The 15,410-nt window shown below is 61.5% G+C and carries 11 protein-coding genes; all 11 read right to left on the bottom strand.

Annotated elements, in window-relative coordinates; genetic code table 11:
* Positions 1-156: 156 nt before the first annotated feature.
* A complete protein-coding gene (locus NCHU2750_RS06525; RefSeq protein ID WP_119939710.1) occupies positions 157-2,544 on the bottom strand; it encodes a membrane-bound PQQ-dependent dehydrogenase, glucose/quinate/shikimate family in 2,388 nt (795 codons plus the stop codon).
* Positions 2,545-2,972: 428 nt separating this feature from the next.
* Positions 2,973-3,659, bottom strand: coding sequence for an ABC transporter ATP-binding protein (locus tag NCHU2750_RS06520; RefSeq protein ID WP_119939709.1), 687 nt, complete (start codon positions 3,657-3,659; stop codon positions 2,973-2,975).
* A 7-nt stretch (positions 3,660-3,666) separates the two neighbouring features.
* Entirely contained in the window at positions 3,667-4,974 is a 1,308-nt protein-coding gene (locus NCHU2750_RS06515; protein ID WP_119939708.1) for a lipoprotein-releasing ABC transporter permease subunit, read from the bottom strand.
* Positions 4,975-5,064: 90 nt separating this feature from the next.
* A complete protein-coding gene (gene proS, locus NCHU2750_RS06510) occupies positions 5,065-6,387 on the bottom strand; it encodes a proline--tRNA ligase (protein WP_119943039.1) in 1,323 nt (440 codons plus the stop codon).
* 530 nt (positions 6,388-6,917) lie between these two features.
* On the bottom strand, positions 6,918-7,193 hold the full coding sequence (locus tag NCHU2750_RS06505; protein ID WP_119939707.1) for a DUF1467 family protein: 276 nt from the start codon (positions 7,191-7,193) through the stop codon (positions 6,918-6,920).
* Positions 7,194-7,316: 123 nt separating this feature from the next.
* Positions 7,317-7,721, bottom strand: coding sequence for a methylmalonyl-CoA epimerase (gene mce / locus NCHU2750_RS06500; protein WP_119939706.1), 405 nt, complete (start codon positions 7,719-7,721; stop codon positions 7,317-7,319).
* 259 nt (positions 7,722-7,980) lie between these two features.
* Complete coding sequence (locus tag NCHU2750_RS06495) at positions 7,981-9,651, bottom strand: ribonuclease J (protein ID WP_119939705.1); 1,671 nt, start codon at positions 9,649-9,651, stop codon at positions 7,981-7,983.
* Positions 9,652-9,659: 8 nt separating this feature from the next.
* Positions 9,660-10,442: a biotin--[acetyl-CoA-carboxylase] ligase gene (locus NCHU2750_RS06490; protein WP_119939704.1), complete on the bottom strand. Its 783-nt coding sequence runs from the start codon at positions 10,440-10,442 to the stop codon at positions 9,660-9,662.
* Positions 10,443-10,444: 2 nt separating this feature from the next.
* Positions 10,445-11,887 carry an NADH-quinone oxidoreductase subunit NuoN gene (gene nuoN / locus NCHU2750_RS06485; RefSeq protein ID WP_119939703.1) on the bottom strand — a complete coding sequence of 481 codons (1,443 nt, stop codon included), beginning with the start codon at positions 11,885-11,887 and terminating at the stop codon, positions 10,445-10,447.
* Positions 11,888-11,906: 19 nt separating this feature from the next.
* Positions 11,907-13,418: an NADH-quinone oxidoreductase subunit M gene (locus tag NCHU2750_RS06480; RefSeq protein ID WP_119939702.1), complete on the bottom strand. Its 1,512-nt coding sequence runs from the start codon at positions 13,416-13,418 to the stop codon at positions 11,907-11,909.
* Positions 13,418-15,409, bottom strand: coding sequence for an NADH-quinone oxidoreductase subunit L (gene nuoL, locus NCHU2750_RS06475; protein ID WP_119939701.1), 1,992 nt, complete (start codon positions 15,407-15,409; stop codon positions 13,418-13,420). Before nuoL ends, NCHU2750_RS06480 begins: the two co-directional genes overlap by 1 nt.
* Between the last annotated feature and the right edge of the window lies 1 nt (position 15,410).

Genomic DNA, 15,410 nt, shown 5'->3' with positions numbered 1-15,410 from the left:
AAGCGGAACGGCATGATTGTAGGCACGGGTTTTTGGGGTGAGGAAATGAATGTGGCCATGCAATTGAAATCGTTGAGGCGAGGTGTCGATTTCGGCATGGGTACGAAGAGAAAATGCAGCCCCGCCCATAAGGGCGGGGCTGCAAGTCATCATTTATCAGGGCAGTGCATAGGCGATGAGTTCGTCGCCTGCCGGCGTCAGCATGCTGTGATGGCCGCCGGCCATGATCACCACATACTGCTTGCCGCCTTGCTCATAGGTCATCGGTGCCGCCTGGCCGCCAGCCGGAAGTTCCGCCTGCCAGAGCGTCTTGCCCGAGGCGAGATCCATGGCACGCAGATGATCGTCGGTCGTCGCGCCGGCAAAGATCAGGCCGGTTGCCGTGGTCAGGGTGCCGCCATTGTTGGGCGTACCGATTTCCAGCGGCAGATGCGAGGCGATCCCGAACGGTCCGTTGCGCTCTGCCGTGCCGAAGGGCTTGTCCCACAGGGTCTTGCCGGTCTTCAGGTCGATTGCGCGTATGCCGCCATAGGGAGGCTGGGTGCACAGAAGGCCTGTCGGCATCTGCCAACCCTGGTTGGGGCTGATGCCATAGGGCTGGTCGGCAGCCGGACGATTGAAGCCCGGACGCGGCATCTTGGAGCGCGGGTCGCCGATATAGTAGACGCCCATGGCATCATCCTCGGCGCGCGGGATCAGCTGCATGTAGCTGGTGAAGATATTGTAGTTGGCGACGATTACCCCGCGGCGGACGTCCACCGAAAGCGAGCCCCAATCGGAGCCGCCATTGTTGCCCGGCGCCATGATATAGGGCTTGTCGGCCGAAGGCGGCGTGAACATGCCCTTGTAGTTCGCCTCGCGGAACTGGATGCGGCACAGCATCTGGTCGATCGGCGACATGCCCCACATCTGCTTTTCGGTCAGATCCGGCTGGCTGGTGCTGTTGAAGGCGGACCGCACCTGCGTTGCCGCGCGCTCCTGCGGCTCGACGCCGCCCTGGGGAACCGGCGTATCCTTGACCGGGGTCAGGAGGTCACCGGTGCGGCGGTCGAGTACGAAGATGTCGCCCATCTTCGTCGTCTGGACGAGTGCCGGTACCTTGCCATTGGCAGTCGGGAAGTCGACGAGGGTCGGCTGGGCCGGTACGTCATAATCCCATACGTCGTTCTTGACGAACTGATGGACCCAGGTGGGCTTGCCCGTCTGAACGTCGAGCGCGGTGACGGACGAACCGTATTTGCGTTCAGCATCGGTGCGGTTGGAGCTCAGATAATCGCCGGCCGGGTTGGCGACCGGAAGATAGACCAGGCCGAGATTTTCATCGCCGACAGCGGTGGACCAGACGTTCGGCGAACCGAGCGAATAGGTCTTGCCCTCCGGCGGCAGTTTGGTGATCTCGGGCTGGTTCATGTCCCAGGCCCATTTCAGTTCACCGGTGACGGCATCCCAGCCGCGAACGACGCCGGAAGGCGCCTTCTGGCGCTCGCCATCACGCACCTGCTGGCTGGTGACGACGACGCCCCGCACGATGGTCGGTGCCGAGGTGGTGGAGACCATGGTCGGAACGATTTCGCCAAGGCCCTGGGTGAGGTCGATATGGCCCTCGTCGCCAAAATCCTCGCAGAGCTTTCCGTCGGCGGCATCGACCGCAAAGATCTTGCCGTCCCAGCTGCCCCAGATGATGCGGTTTTCGCAGGCTGCGCCGGCGACGGCCTGCGGGTTATGATAGTAGGTGACGCCGCGGCATGCGGAATTCGGCGGCGAATAGGCTTCCGGCGATTTCGGATCGAAGCGCCAGACCTGCTTGCCGGTGGCGGCATTGAGCGCGAAGGCCGCATGGATGGACGTGCATCCATAGACCATGTCACCAACCTTCAGCGGCGTCATCTCGACACCGTAATTCTTGGCGATATCGCCGGTATGGTAGACCCAGGCAGGCTTCAGCCCGGCGACATTTTCCGGGGTGATCTGCTTCAGGTCGGAGAAACGCTGCCCCGCGCCGCCGCCCCAGGCGGCCCAATCGGTCGAGGCCGGCTGGATTGCGTCATCGAGAAACGCGTTATCGGCCTCGGCAGCCGGAAGCGGCAGCGGCGCCGGACGGGAATTGCCGAAGAACACGCCGGCAACCACGATCACCAGGCAGGCGAGGCCGGCGAGCGCGCTGGCGCCGCGGCGCGTGGGGCTGCCATTGCGGAAACGGGCCGGCATCAGCAGAAGTGCCAGGACCAGCAGGATGAAAGGGCCGACGAGGCGCGGGACGAGCGCCCAGCCATCGAAGCCTGCTTCCCACAGCGCCCAGAAGAAGGTGACGACAAAGGCGAGCAGATAGACATGCAGGCCCCAGATCCTGCCGACCAGCGCCACGATGCCGGCGACGGCGAGTGCGAGGCCGATCAAGACGTAATAGGGGCTGCCATCGAGCATGACGAGCTTTACGCCGCCGGCTGCGAGAACCAAGCCGATGGCCAGAAGCGCGAGCCCGAACAGGCGCAATAACCAAATCCGGACGGGAGAGTACTCTCCCGTCCCATAATCCTTAGTCATAAGAGGGTGTCCTTGAAATGTTGTTGGCATGAAGGGACATAAGGCCAACAGGCACCCCTGCCACCAGAAAATGAAATCCTCCCAGGAACGTGAGGCATTTTCTACCCATGGGCGCATCGGTTTTTCCGAATGATGCGACTTTGTGTCCCATAGATTGTGACATCTGGTCGCATGGACTTTGGCGCACGGCCCTCGCGATCGCCATGTCCGAGCCATGAGCGCGACTGATTCGACCCATGACGACCACAGTCGGCTGGCGACCGGACAGGCTCCGGCGACATCAAGGCATCAATCTGCGCCTCGCGCACAAGAACTGATGAGGGATGGATTTCAGGCGCGATCCAGGCGCAGCGGCGCGGCCGCGGCATTGCGGCACGACCGGATCAACCCGAAGATGGACAGGAAGGGATCTCGGCTAAGCCCTGGGGTCAAAACTCGACGACCTTGCCGCCTTCGATCGTCACGCGACGATCCATGCGGGCGGCGAGATCGTGATTGTGGGTGGCGATCAGGGCGGCGAGGCCGGACTGGCGCACCAGCGCCTCCAGGGCGTCGAAGACATAGGATGCGGTCTTCGGGTCGAGATTGCCGGTCGGCTCGTCGGCGAGCAAGACGCGGGGCGCGTTGGCCACTGCGCGGGCGATCGCCACGCGCTGCTGTTCGCCGCCCGACAGTTCGGCCGGCCGGTGCTCGGCACGGTGGCCGATGCGCATATAGTCGAGCAGTTGAGCCGCCCTGCCCCTCGCCTCGGTCTTCGACAGACCGCCGATCAGCTGGGGCATCATGATATTCTCGATCGCGGAAAATTCCGGCAGGAGATGATGGAACTGGTAGACGAAGCCGATCTCGGAGCGGCGGATCGAGGTGCGCTGCTCGTCGGGCAGATCGTTGCAGGAATGGCCGCCGATCGACACGTCGCCGCCATCCGGATGTTCCAGAAGGCCTGCGAGATGAAGCAGGGTCGACTTGCCTGTGCCGGAAGGTGCCACGAGCGCGACGATCTCGCCGCTTTTCAGCTCGAAATCGGCGCCCTTCAGGATCGAAAGCATGGTCTCGCCCTGGCCATAGTGACGTTCGACGCCAGAGAGCTTCAGGACGGTTTTGCGCGGTGCCATGGAGACCTTATTCATAGCGGAGAGCCTGGACGGGATCGAGCCTGGAGGCCCGCCATGCGGGAAAGATGGTGGCGATGAAGGACAGGACGAGCGCCATGGCGACGACGGAGACCGTCTCGCCGATGCTCATCTTGGCCGGCAGTTCGCTCAAGAAATAGAGTTCCGGGTTGAACAGGACCGTGCCGGAAACCCAGGAGAAGAACTGGCGGATCGATTCGATATTCAGACAGACGACGACACCGAGCGCGACGCCCGCGACCGTACCGACAAGGCCGATGGCGGCCCCGGTCATGAAGAATATGCGCATGATCGCCCCGGAACTCGCCCCCATCGTGCGCAGGATGGCGATGTCGGAGCCCTTGTCCTTCACCAGCATGATCAGGCCGGAAATGATGTTCAAGGCGGCGACCAGCACGATCAGCGTCAGGATCATAAACATGACGTTGCGCTCGACCTGAAGGGCGGAGAAGAAGGTCTCGTTGCGCTGGCGCCAGTCGGTGATGTAGATCTGCCGTCCGGCAGCCGCCTCCACCTTGGGGCGCAGGTCGTCGATCGCATCGGGATCATCGACGAAGAGTTCGATCGACTGGACGATGCCCTCGGCGTTGAAATAGAGCTGCGATTCTTCCAGCGGCATATAGATGATCGTCGCATCATATTCCGACATGCCGATCTCGAAGATACCGGAGATCGTGTAGGACTTGACCCGCGGGTTGACGCCCATCGGCGTCACGTCGCCTTCGGGCGAGATGAGCGTGATCTTGTCGCCGGCGGAAAGCCCGAGCTGGGCGGCCAGTCTCGAGCCGACCAACACGCCCTGCCCTGCGGCAAAGCCGGTGATGTCACCCTGCTTGATATTGCCGGCGACTTCATGGAGCTTTTCCAGATCTTCGGTGCGGATGCCGCGCACCAGCGCACCGGAGCCCGCACCGCCCTTGCCGGAGGCCAGTGTCTGCCCCTCGACCAGCGGCAGCGCCATCTTGACGCCCGGCACTGCGGCGAATTTCTTCGTCAGCTCGGCATAATCGGTGAACGGAGCATCGACCGGCTGGATGATCATGTGACCATTGATGCCGAGGATGCGCGAGATCAGCTCGGTGCGGAAGCCGTTCATCACCGCCATGACGATGATCAGCGTGGCGACGCCGAGCATGATGCCGATGAAGGAAAAACCGGCAATGACCGAGATATAGGCTTCCTTGCGGCGCGAACGCAGGTAGCGCCAGGCCACCATGCGCTCGAAGGCGGAAAAGGCACCGGCCTTGGGAGCCTTCTTCACCTTTTCCTTCTCACCACTCGCCGCGACGCTCGCCATTCATGCTTCCTCAAATCCAGTCCGGCGCGAGGGGTTCACGCACGGCGTCTTCATACGCGGCGGGCGGGCTTGTTCAGCCCGCAGCCTTGTTCAGCCCGTCGCCTTGTTCAGGGCGGCCTCGAGGCTCATCACCTCGCGGGCGCCGCTCTTGCGGTCCTTCACCTCGACCTCGCCGACGGCTGCCGAGCGGGGGCCGACGATGATCTGAACCGGCACGCCGATCAGATCGGCGGTGGCGAACTTGGTGCCGGCGCGATCGTCGGTGTCATCGTAAAGCACGTCCTTGCCGGCCTTGGAGAGCGCGGCGTAGAGCTTTTCCGACAGGTCGTCGCAAGCGGTGTCGCCCGGTTTCATGTTGATCACCACGACATCGAAGGGTGCGACCGATTCGGGCCAGATGATGCCGTTCTCGTCATGCGATGCTTCGATGATGGCGGGAACAAGGCGTGTCGGGCCAATGCCGTAGGATCCCATGTGGACAGGGTGTTCCTTGCCGTCCGGTCCCTGCACCTTGGCGCCCATCGGCTCGGAATATTTGGTGCCGAAATAGAAGATGTGACCGACCTCGATGCCGCGGGCGGAAAGACGATCCGCATCGGGAATGGCGGCAAAGGCTGCCTCGTCATGCATTTCCGAGGTTGCGGCATAGACCGAGGTCCACTTGTCGAAGATCGACTGCAGGCCCGCGACATCATCGAAATCGGTATCTGCGGAGGGGATTTCGAAATCGGTGAAGGCCTTGTGGCTGAACACTTCCGACTCACCGGTATCGGCGAGGATGATGAATTCGTGGCTGTGATTGCCGCCGATCGGGCCGGTATCGGCGCGCATCGGGATGGCGCGCATGCCGAGACGGGCAAAGGTGCGCAGGTAGGCGACGAACATCTTGTTATAGGAATGGATCGCGTCTTCGCGGGTCATGTCGAAGGAATAGGCATCCTTCATCAGGAATTCGCGCGAGCGCATAGTGCCGAAGCGCGGACGGATCTCGTCGCGGAACTTCAGCTGGATGTGATAGAGGTTGAGCGGCAGGTTCTTGTAGGACTTGACGTAGGACCGGAAGATATCGGTGACCATTTCCTCATTGGTCGGGCCGTAGAGCATCGGACGCTCCTGGCGGTCCTTGATGCGCAGCATTTCCTTGCCGTAAGCCTCGTAGCGGCCGCTTTCCTGCCAGAGTTCGGCCGACTGCAGCGTCGGCATCAGGAGCTCGATGGCGCCGGCGCGGTTCTGCTCTTCGCGGATGATGGCGTTGACCTTGTCCAGCACCTTCTTGCCGAGCGGCAGCCAGGAATAGATGCCCTGGCTCTGCTGCCGGATCATGCCCGCGCGCAGCATCAGGCGGTGCGATACGATTTCCGCCTCCTTGGGGTTTTCCTTCAGGATGGGCATAAAATAGCGGGACAGGCGCATGGTGATTTCCGACTTTTGCTTGGCCTTCCGCTTCACGCAGGAATCGGCCGATTTAAAGACCATTTGGCAGGCTTCTTACCGGTTCCAAGGCCCCATGGAAACCCGGAGATAGATGAAAAGCCGGTGGATGAACGGGTCGCCCGGCACGTCGGAACAGCCGAAAATGTGATTTTGATGAAGGCGGGGGTGCGACAAATGCGCCAGCGGCATTTTTTTCCACAGGTGTCACAAAAATACAAAAAAAGAGAGTGACAAAGCACACCCTTTGAGCTAGTTTCAGCCCATAAAACAGGCATGAAGTTCAAATTCTTGCCAATCGCGGTAAAGTCTTGGGAGGATCAGATCTTAGGCGCGCTCGACGCTGCCCCGGCAACGGTTAGGATCACGCGAAACTGAAAAACAAGGCTTCAACGCCTTGTTTTTTTTTGGCCTTATGATCCCAAGACCATGGCGTGGTGTCAAAACGATGGCAGCAATTCGTGTGCCTCGGCCGCTACCGACACTCCATCCCCCACCCTTTAACAGGCTGATCAGCCACGGGGGTAGCTCGGCACAATGTCCGGGATATCCGCGACGCCAATGCCGAAATAGGCTGTGGCGAGATAGTAGCCGAGATAGAGCGCCGTCGAGATTAGCGTGGTCAGGACGACGACGCGGCCACCGCGAAAACGCACCGGCGCACTCTCCACCGTTCCGGGCGCGATGTCTCCCTCCTCCTGCTGGCTGCGATAGCCGAGAGGCAGGACGATGAAGAGAACCGTCCACCAGAGAATGAAGTAGATGGCAGCGACGGTCAAAAGGGACATGGTGCCGGTCCTTCGATCCTGTCGCGACAGACAACCGCGCAGACGACAGGATCGCCGCCGTTGAGAAAATGATTCCGGATATCCACAGAGTCCATTGTTTTCATTGGCGACCGCGCCTCCCCGTCAAACCTCTTCCAGCTCGATCAGCGTTCCGTTGAAATCCTTGGGATGCAGGAAGAGTACCGGCTTGCCATGGGCGCCGATCTTCGGCCGGCCATCTCCCAGCAGGCGCGCACCGGCAGATCGAAGGCGCTCGGCCGCGGCATTGATGTCGGTGGTCTCGTGGCAGATGTGGTGGATGCCGCCTGCGGGATTGCGCTCAAGGAAGGAGGCGAGCGGAGAACTGTCGCCGAGAGGCTCCAGCAATTCGATCTTGGTATTGGGAAGTTCGACGAAGACGACGGTGACACCGTGTTCGGGCAAGGACTGCGGCTCAGATACCGTGGCACCCAGCATATCCCGGTAGATCTCCACGGCCTCTTCCAGGATCGGCACGGCGATTGCGATATGATTGATGCGGCCAAGCATCTGTTCCTCCTCCTGGCATTGGAGACGACCCGATCTCCAAATATGCGGCATACACGTACGCGATAGATTCCCCCTCTGGCCTGCCGGCCATCTCCCCCACAAGGGGGGAGAAAAACCGCGGCCACCGCCTGCCTCAAGCAGGCTTCGGCGGTGGGTCCGGGTTAAGCCCTCCCCCTTGTGGGGAGGGTTGGGAGGGGTCTTCTCCTCACGGCAAAAGCCTCTTCCCACGAAAGCAGTTCGGCCGTCTCCTCAAACGTCCTTACTGCACCCGCGTCACGAACACCGTCACGACCGGCTTCTTGCCCCAGGCCATGTTGGCGGCGGCGCGTACTGCGCGACGCACGGCCTCGCGGACCATGTCGAGATCCTTGCGGCGGGCGCGCGGGATGCTTTCCACCGCACCCAGCACGGCATCATAGAGCCCGTCATCCATATCCTCGCCCTCGTCGTCGAATTCGGGCAGGCCGAAGGAGACGAGATCGGGATCTGCGAGGAAATCGTAGCGCTGGTCGAGCAGGATATTGACCGAGACATGGCCGACGAAGGAGAGCTTGCGACGATCGCCCACGCCCATTTCGTCATAATCGCCGATCAGCTTGCCATCCTTGAAGATGCGGCCATGCGGCGCGTCATCGATGACTTCAGCGGGACCGGGTGCCAGGCGCAGGATATTGCCGTTGCGCACGCGCGGGATCGTCTGGATGCCGGCGGAGGCGCCGAGTTCGGCCTGGGCCGTCAGATGGGCCGCCTCGCCATGCACCGGCACGAGGATTTCGGGCTTGACCCACTCGTACATCTTCAGGAGTTCGTTGCGGCGCGGATGGCCGGAAACGTGCACCAGCGCGTCGCTGTCGCCGAGCACGACGATGCCCTGCTCGATCAGCGCATTCTTGATGTCGAGAATGGCCTTTTCGTTGCCGGGAATGGTGCGCGAGGAAAACACGACCGTATCGCCCTTGGTCAGCGCCACATGGCGCATCTCATCACGGGAGATCTTGGCCAGCGCCGCGCGCGGCTCGCCCTGGCTGCCGGTCAGGATGACGACGACCTTGTCGCGCGGGATATAGCCATATTCGTCCTCGGCGATGAAGGGCTTGATGCCTTCCATGATGCCGATGTCGCGAGCAACGTCGACGACGCGCTTCAAGGACGAGCCGAGCAGCAGCACTTCGCGGCCGGCAGCTTCGGCAGCCTCGGCAATCGAACGGATACGACCGACATTGGATGAGAAGGTGGTGACGGCGACGCGGCCCTCGGCTTCCTCGATGACCTTCTGCAGGCCCTTGGAGACTTCTTCTTCGGAGGGCGACACGCCATCGCGCATGGAATTGGTGCTGTCGCACATCAGGGCCAGCACGCCTTCCTCGCCGATCGCCCGGAAGCGGGCTTCGTCTGTCAGCGGCCCGAGCGTCGGCTTCGCATCGATCTTCCAGTCGCCGGTATGGACGACATTGCCGAGCGGCGTGCGGATGACGAGCGACATGGGCTCGGGAATGGAATGGTTGACGCCGACGGCCTCGATGGAGAAGGGCCCAAGCTCGATGCGATCGCCGGCCTTGAAGATGGTGATCGGGATTTCGGCACGGTTGCCTTCATACTTGCGCTTGGCTTCCATCATGCCGGCGGTAAAGGGAGAGGCATAGACCGGCACGTTGAGGCCCGGCCACAGATCGTTCAGCGCACCGTAATGGTCCTCATGCGCGTGGGTGATGATCATGCCCTTGAGATTGTTACGCTGCGAGGCGAGGAAGCGGATATCGGGAAGAACGAGGTCGACGCCGGGAAGATCGGGGCCGGGAAAGGTCACGCCGCAATCGACCATGATCCACTGGCGCTTCTCCGACGGGCCATAGCCGTAGAGTGCGAGGTTCATGCCGATCTCGCCCACACCGCCCAAAGGCAGAAACACCAGTTCGTCTTGCTTAGCCATGCGTCTTCTTATTCCGTTCTCGTAAAGAATACATCCCCTGCCGCGATCGGCCGGACTTGTCCATCCCCCATTTCGGCCCCCATGTCGAGCAACAGAAGACCATTGTCATCAATCCCGGCGAATATTCCCTGCAGCGAGCGGTCCGGCAGGTTGACGGTGATCTTCTCGCCTATGCCGCAGGCTATCTCGCGCCAACGTTCGACGATCCGTGCCGTTCCCCTACCCTCATCCCATGATTCCAGCGCGAGCGCCATCGACCGATAAAGATGGGCGAAAAGTTCATCGGGCGAAATCGCCGCACCATGGTCGACGAGACGCGTCACGCCATAGGGGGCGCTGTCGGGCATATGGCGGATATTGATGCCGATACCGATGACGAGCGCATGACGGCCATCCGGCAGCATCTCGCCCTCCAGAAGAATGCCGCAGGTCTTTGCCCGGTCGATCAGGATGTCGTTCGGCCATTTGACCTGCAGAAGACCGGCGCCCGGCGGCAGCACGGCCTTGACCGCATCATAGACGGCGACGGCAACGGCGAGCGGCAGGGAGGCCACACGCTCCATCGGCGCGGGATCGATCAGAAGCAGCGAGGAATAGAGATTGCCGGTCTCGGATGTCCAGGCGCGCCCACGGCGGCCACGGCCTGAGGTCTGGCGGGCAGCGGTCACCCATAACAAACCTGCCTCGCCGGCGCGAGCGCGGGCGAGGCATTCGGTATTGGTGGACCCTATGTCATCGAAAGCGACGTGACGAAAGGCATCCAGGCCGTAACGGCCGCCTGCTTTCGCCATGGTCAGAAGAAGGACCTTGCCGCAGCATCTGCCGCCTGCCCGATCGGGCCGCCGAACAGGATGTAGACGAGGATGAACAGGGCCGAGATGCCGAAGACGAAGCGGATTTCGCCAGGCGTGCGGGCAAATTCACCCTTCGGCGGGTCGAACCACATGAGCTTGACGATGCGCAGATAGTAATAGGCGCCGACGACCGAGGTGAGGAAGCCGATCACCGCCAGCGCATAGAGCTTGGCTTCGGCTGCCGCCAGGAAGACGAAATACTTGGCGAAGAAGCCCGCAAGCGGTGGAATGCCGGCCATGGAGAACATCTGTGCCGTCAGCACCATGGTCATGAACGGCTTGCTGGCCCAGAGACCGGCAAGATCGTCGGTGTTTTCGACATAGGTGCCGTCCGGGCGGCGCATCGAGATGATGCAGGCGAAGGTGCCGACCGACATGGCGACATAGATCAGCATGTAGACGACGATGCCCGACACGCCGCTTTCGCTGCCGGCGGCGAGGCCGACCAGCGCATAACCCATGTGGCCGATCGAGGAATAGGCCATCAGTCGCTTGATATTGGTCTGGGCGACGGCGGCAAACGAGCCGAGCAGCATGGAGGCGATCGAAACGAAGACGATGATCTGGCGCCAGTCGCCGATGATCGGCAGGAAGACGTCGGAGGTCAGGCGGATCAGGATCGCCATGGCGGCGACCTTGGGGCCTGCGGCAAAGAAGGCGGTGACCGGGGTCGGCGCACCTTCATAGACGTCCGGCGTCCACATATGGAAGGGCACGGCGGAGATCTTGAAGCAGGCGCCGGCCAGCATGAAGACCATGCCGAAGACGAGGCCGAGGCTGCGCTTTTCCGACATCAGCACGTTGGCGATGCCGTCGAAGCCGGTATTGCCGGTGAAACCGTAGACCAGCGACATGCCATAAAGCAGCATGCCCGAGGAGAGCGCACCGAGGACGAAATATTTGAGGCCCGCTTCGGTCGAGCGCAGGCTGTCGCGGTTGAAGGCGGCGACGACATAGAGCGACAGCGACATCAGCTCGAGGCCGAGATAGAAGGCGATCAGGTCGTTGGCCGAGATCAAGAGCAACATGCCGAGCGTCGAGATGGCCAGCAGGACCGGGTATTCGAACTTGTCGAGCTGCATCGCCTTGCCCTGGCCGATCGACATGATCAGCGCGAAGACGGAGCCGGTAATGGCAATCGCCTTCATGAAGCGGGCGAAGGGATCGACGATGAAGGCGCCGCCATAGGCCTGGCCGTTGCCGGTGAAGAAGACGATCCACAGGCCGACGACGATGAGAAGCACGATCGCAAGGGCGGAGACGAGCTTGCTCGACTGTTCGCCGGCAAAGACGCCGATCATCAGCAATGCGAGCGCACCCACCGCGAGGATGACCTCGGGCAGCGACAGGGCCAGACTTTGAGAGAAGAGTTCAGGGGTCATAGTCTTATCTGTCCCGTCATCATTTCGCAGCCTGAGCGGCGGTCGCCGCGGCGTCAACCGCCGCATGGTAATTGGTTACGAGCTTGTCCACCGCAGCAGCAGAGGCATCGAAGACCGGTGCCGGATAGACACCGAAGAAGATGGTCACGACGATCAGCGGCCAGACGATGCAATGCTCGCGGAAGGAGATATCGAACAGGCCCTGCATCAGCGGGCTGTCGGCCTTGCCGAAGATCATCCGGCGATAGAGCCACAGCATGTAAGCTGCCGAGAGGACGACGCCGGTGGTGGCGAAGACGGCGGTCCAGACGCTGACGCGGAAGACACCGACGGTCGCGAGGAACTCGCCGACGAAGGCGGAGGTACCCGGCAGGCCGACGTTTGCCATGGTGAATATCATGAAGGCCAGCGCGTATTTCGGCATGCGATGCACGAGGCCGCCATATTGCGTGATGTCACGCGTATGGGTGCGCTCATAGACGACGCCGACGCAGAGGAAGAGCGCGCCGGAGATGACGCCGTGCGACAGCATCTGGAACAGCGCGCCATGCAGGCCCTGCTGGTTGACCGCGAAGATCGCCATCGTCACGTAGCCCATGTGGGCAACGGAGGAATAGGCGATCATCTTCTTGATGTCGGTCTGCATCAGCGCGACCAGCGAGGCGTAGATGATGGCGATGACCGACAGCGTCAGGATGAACGGCGTGAAATAGTCGGATGCCAGCGGGAACATCGGCAGCGAGAAGCGCAGGAAGCCGTAGCCGCCGAACTTCAGGAGCAGAGCCGCAAGGTCGACCGAACCTGCCGTCGGCGCTTCGACGTGCGCGTCGGGGAGCCAGGTGTGGAACGGCCACATCGGCACCTTGACGGCAAAGGACAGGAAGAAGGCCAGCCACAGCCAGAACTGCGTCTGCGGCGAGAACTGGTGGGCAAGCAGGACCGGAATGGAGGTCGAGCCCGTCTCCGAATACATGACGAGGATGCCGATCAGCATGAAGATCGAGCCGAGCAGCGTATAGAGGAAGAACTTCATCGACGCGTAGATGCGCCGCGGTCCGCCCCAGACACCGATGATCAGGAACATCGGGATCAGACTCGCCTCGAAGAAGACGTAGAAGAGCACGAGGTCCATCGACACGAAGACGCCGACGATCAGCACTTCCAGCACGAGGAAGGCGATCATGTATTCGCGCACATGCATGGTGATGGCGTTCCAGCTGGTCAGGACGCCGAAAGGCATGAGGAAGGTGGCCAGCACAACGAACATGACCGACAGGCCATCGACGCCGATATGGTAATCGATGCCTTTGCCGAGCCAGGAATACTGCTCGATCATCTGGTATTCGGCGCTGTGGCCATCAAATCCATACCAGACGAGCAGCGACAGGAGGAAGGTGATGATCGTCGTGACAAGCGAGATGATCATCACGTTCTGGCGGCCGTGATCGGTATCGTCACGCGTGAACAAGAGAAGCAGCACGCCCACCAGCGGGAGGAAGGTGACCGTGGAAAGAATAGGCCAATCGGTCATCAGATCGAACTCCCGAGCATCATCCAGGTAATCAGGGCAGCGACGCCAAGCAGCATCGTGAAGGCATAGTGGTAGAGATAACCGGTCTGCAGGCGAACGACGCGGTTGGCGGCATCAACGACCCGTGCGGCGACGCCGTTCGGACCGAAATGGTCGATCGTGCCGATATCGATCTTCTGCCAGAAGAAGCGGCCAAGGGCCTTGGAAGAGCGGACGAAGAGGAAATCGTAGAGCTCGTCGAAATACCACTTGTTGAGCAGGAACTGGTAGAGCCCCTGCTGCGAGGCCGCGAGCTTCTTCGGCGTCTCGGGCGACTTGATGTAGAAGTACCAGGCGATCACGAAGCCGATGACCATGGCGATGAAGGGCGACAGCGAAACCAGAACCGGCACGTGATGGAATTCGTGGACCAGTTCGTTATGGGCGGAGGTGAACAGCGCGCCCTTCCAGAATTCCGCATATTCCTCGCCGTAGAAACGGCCTTCGAAGACCACGCCGGCGAGAACCGCGCCGATAGCCAGAACATAGAGCGGCACCAGCATGACATTCGGGCTTTCATGCACATGATGCATGACTTCGTGGCTTGCGCGCTCCTTGCCGAAGAAGGTCATGAACGCCAGGCGCCAGGAATAGAAGCTGGTGAACAGGGCGGCGATGACGAGCAGGACGAAGGCGAAGCCGGAGACGGCCGAATGGGAGGCGTAGGATGCCTCGATGATGACGTCCTTGGAGAAGAAGCCGGCAAAACCGATCGGGGTGAACGGGATGCCGACGCCGGTCAGCGCCAGCGTGCCGATCGTCATCATCCAGAAGGTGACCGGGATATGCTTCCTCAGGCCGCCCATCTTGCGCATGTCCTGTTCGCCGTCGACGGCGTGGATGACCGAGCCGGCGCAGAGGAACAGGAGCGCCTTGAAGAAGGCGTGGGTGAAGAGGTGGAAGATCGCCGCGCCATAGGCGCCGACGCCGAGTGCGACGAACATGTAGCCGAGCTGCGAGCAGGTCGAATAGGCGATGACGCGCTTGATGTCGTTCTGCACCAGGCCGACGGTCGCCGCAAAGAAGGCGGTGATCGCGCCGATGATGGTGACGAAGGTCATCGCATCATGGGACAGTTCGAAGATCGGCGACATGCGGGCGACGAGGAAGACGCCGGCGGTGACCATGGTCGCGGCATGGATGAGGGCCGAGACCGGGGTCGGGCCTTCCATGGCGTCCGGAAGCCAGGTGTGCAGCATGAATTGCGCCGACTTGCCCATCGCGCCCATGAAGAGCAGCAGGCAGGCGCCGGTGAGCGCGCCCTCGCGGGTGAGCGAAAGCCCCAAAAGATTGAAGACGACCTTGCTGGCTTCGGGCGATCCTTCCGGCGGAATGTAGCTTCCGGCATTGGCGAAGATCGTCTCGAAATTGATCGAGCCGAACATGACGAACAGAGCGGCGATGCCGAGCATGAAGCCGAAGTCGCCGACGCGGTTGACGATGAAGGCCTTCATCGCAGCCGCATTGGCCGAGGGCCGGTCATACCAGAAGCCGATCAGCAGATAGGATGCGAGACCGACGCCTTCCCAGCCAAAGAACATCTGGGCCAGGTTGTCGGAGGTGATCAGCATCAACATCGCGAAGGTGAAGAGCGACAGGTAGGCGAAGAAGCGCGGGCGGTGCGGATCGGTGTGCATGTAGCCGACCGAATAGACATGCACGAGGAAGGAGACGGTGTTGACGACGACGAACATGACCGAGGTCAGCGTGTCGATGCGCAGCGACCAGTAAACGTCGATATTGCCGGACTGGATCCAGCGCAGCACCTCGACGCTCATGGTTTCCTGTGAACCGAGAGCCACCTGGAAGAAGACGATCCAGGAGAGCAGTGCGACGACCGCCATCAGGCCGCAGGTGACGAATTCCGACGCCTTGGCACCGATCTGTCGGCCCATCAGGCCGGCGATCAGGAAGCCGATCAGAGGGAGGAAGACGATAAGCTTGTAGATCATG

It is taken from the genome of Neorhizobium sp. NCHU2750, assembly GCF_003597675.1.
In the GTDB taxonomy this organism is placed as follows: Bacteria; Pseudomonadota; Alphaproteobacteria; order Rhizobiales; family Rhizobiaceae; genus Neorhizobium.
The sequence above is the reverse complement of the archived record's forward strand: the minus strand, read 5'-3'. Positions and strand labels throughout refer to the sequence as shown.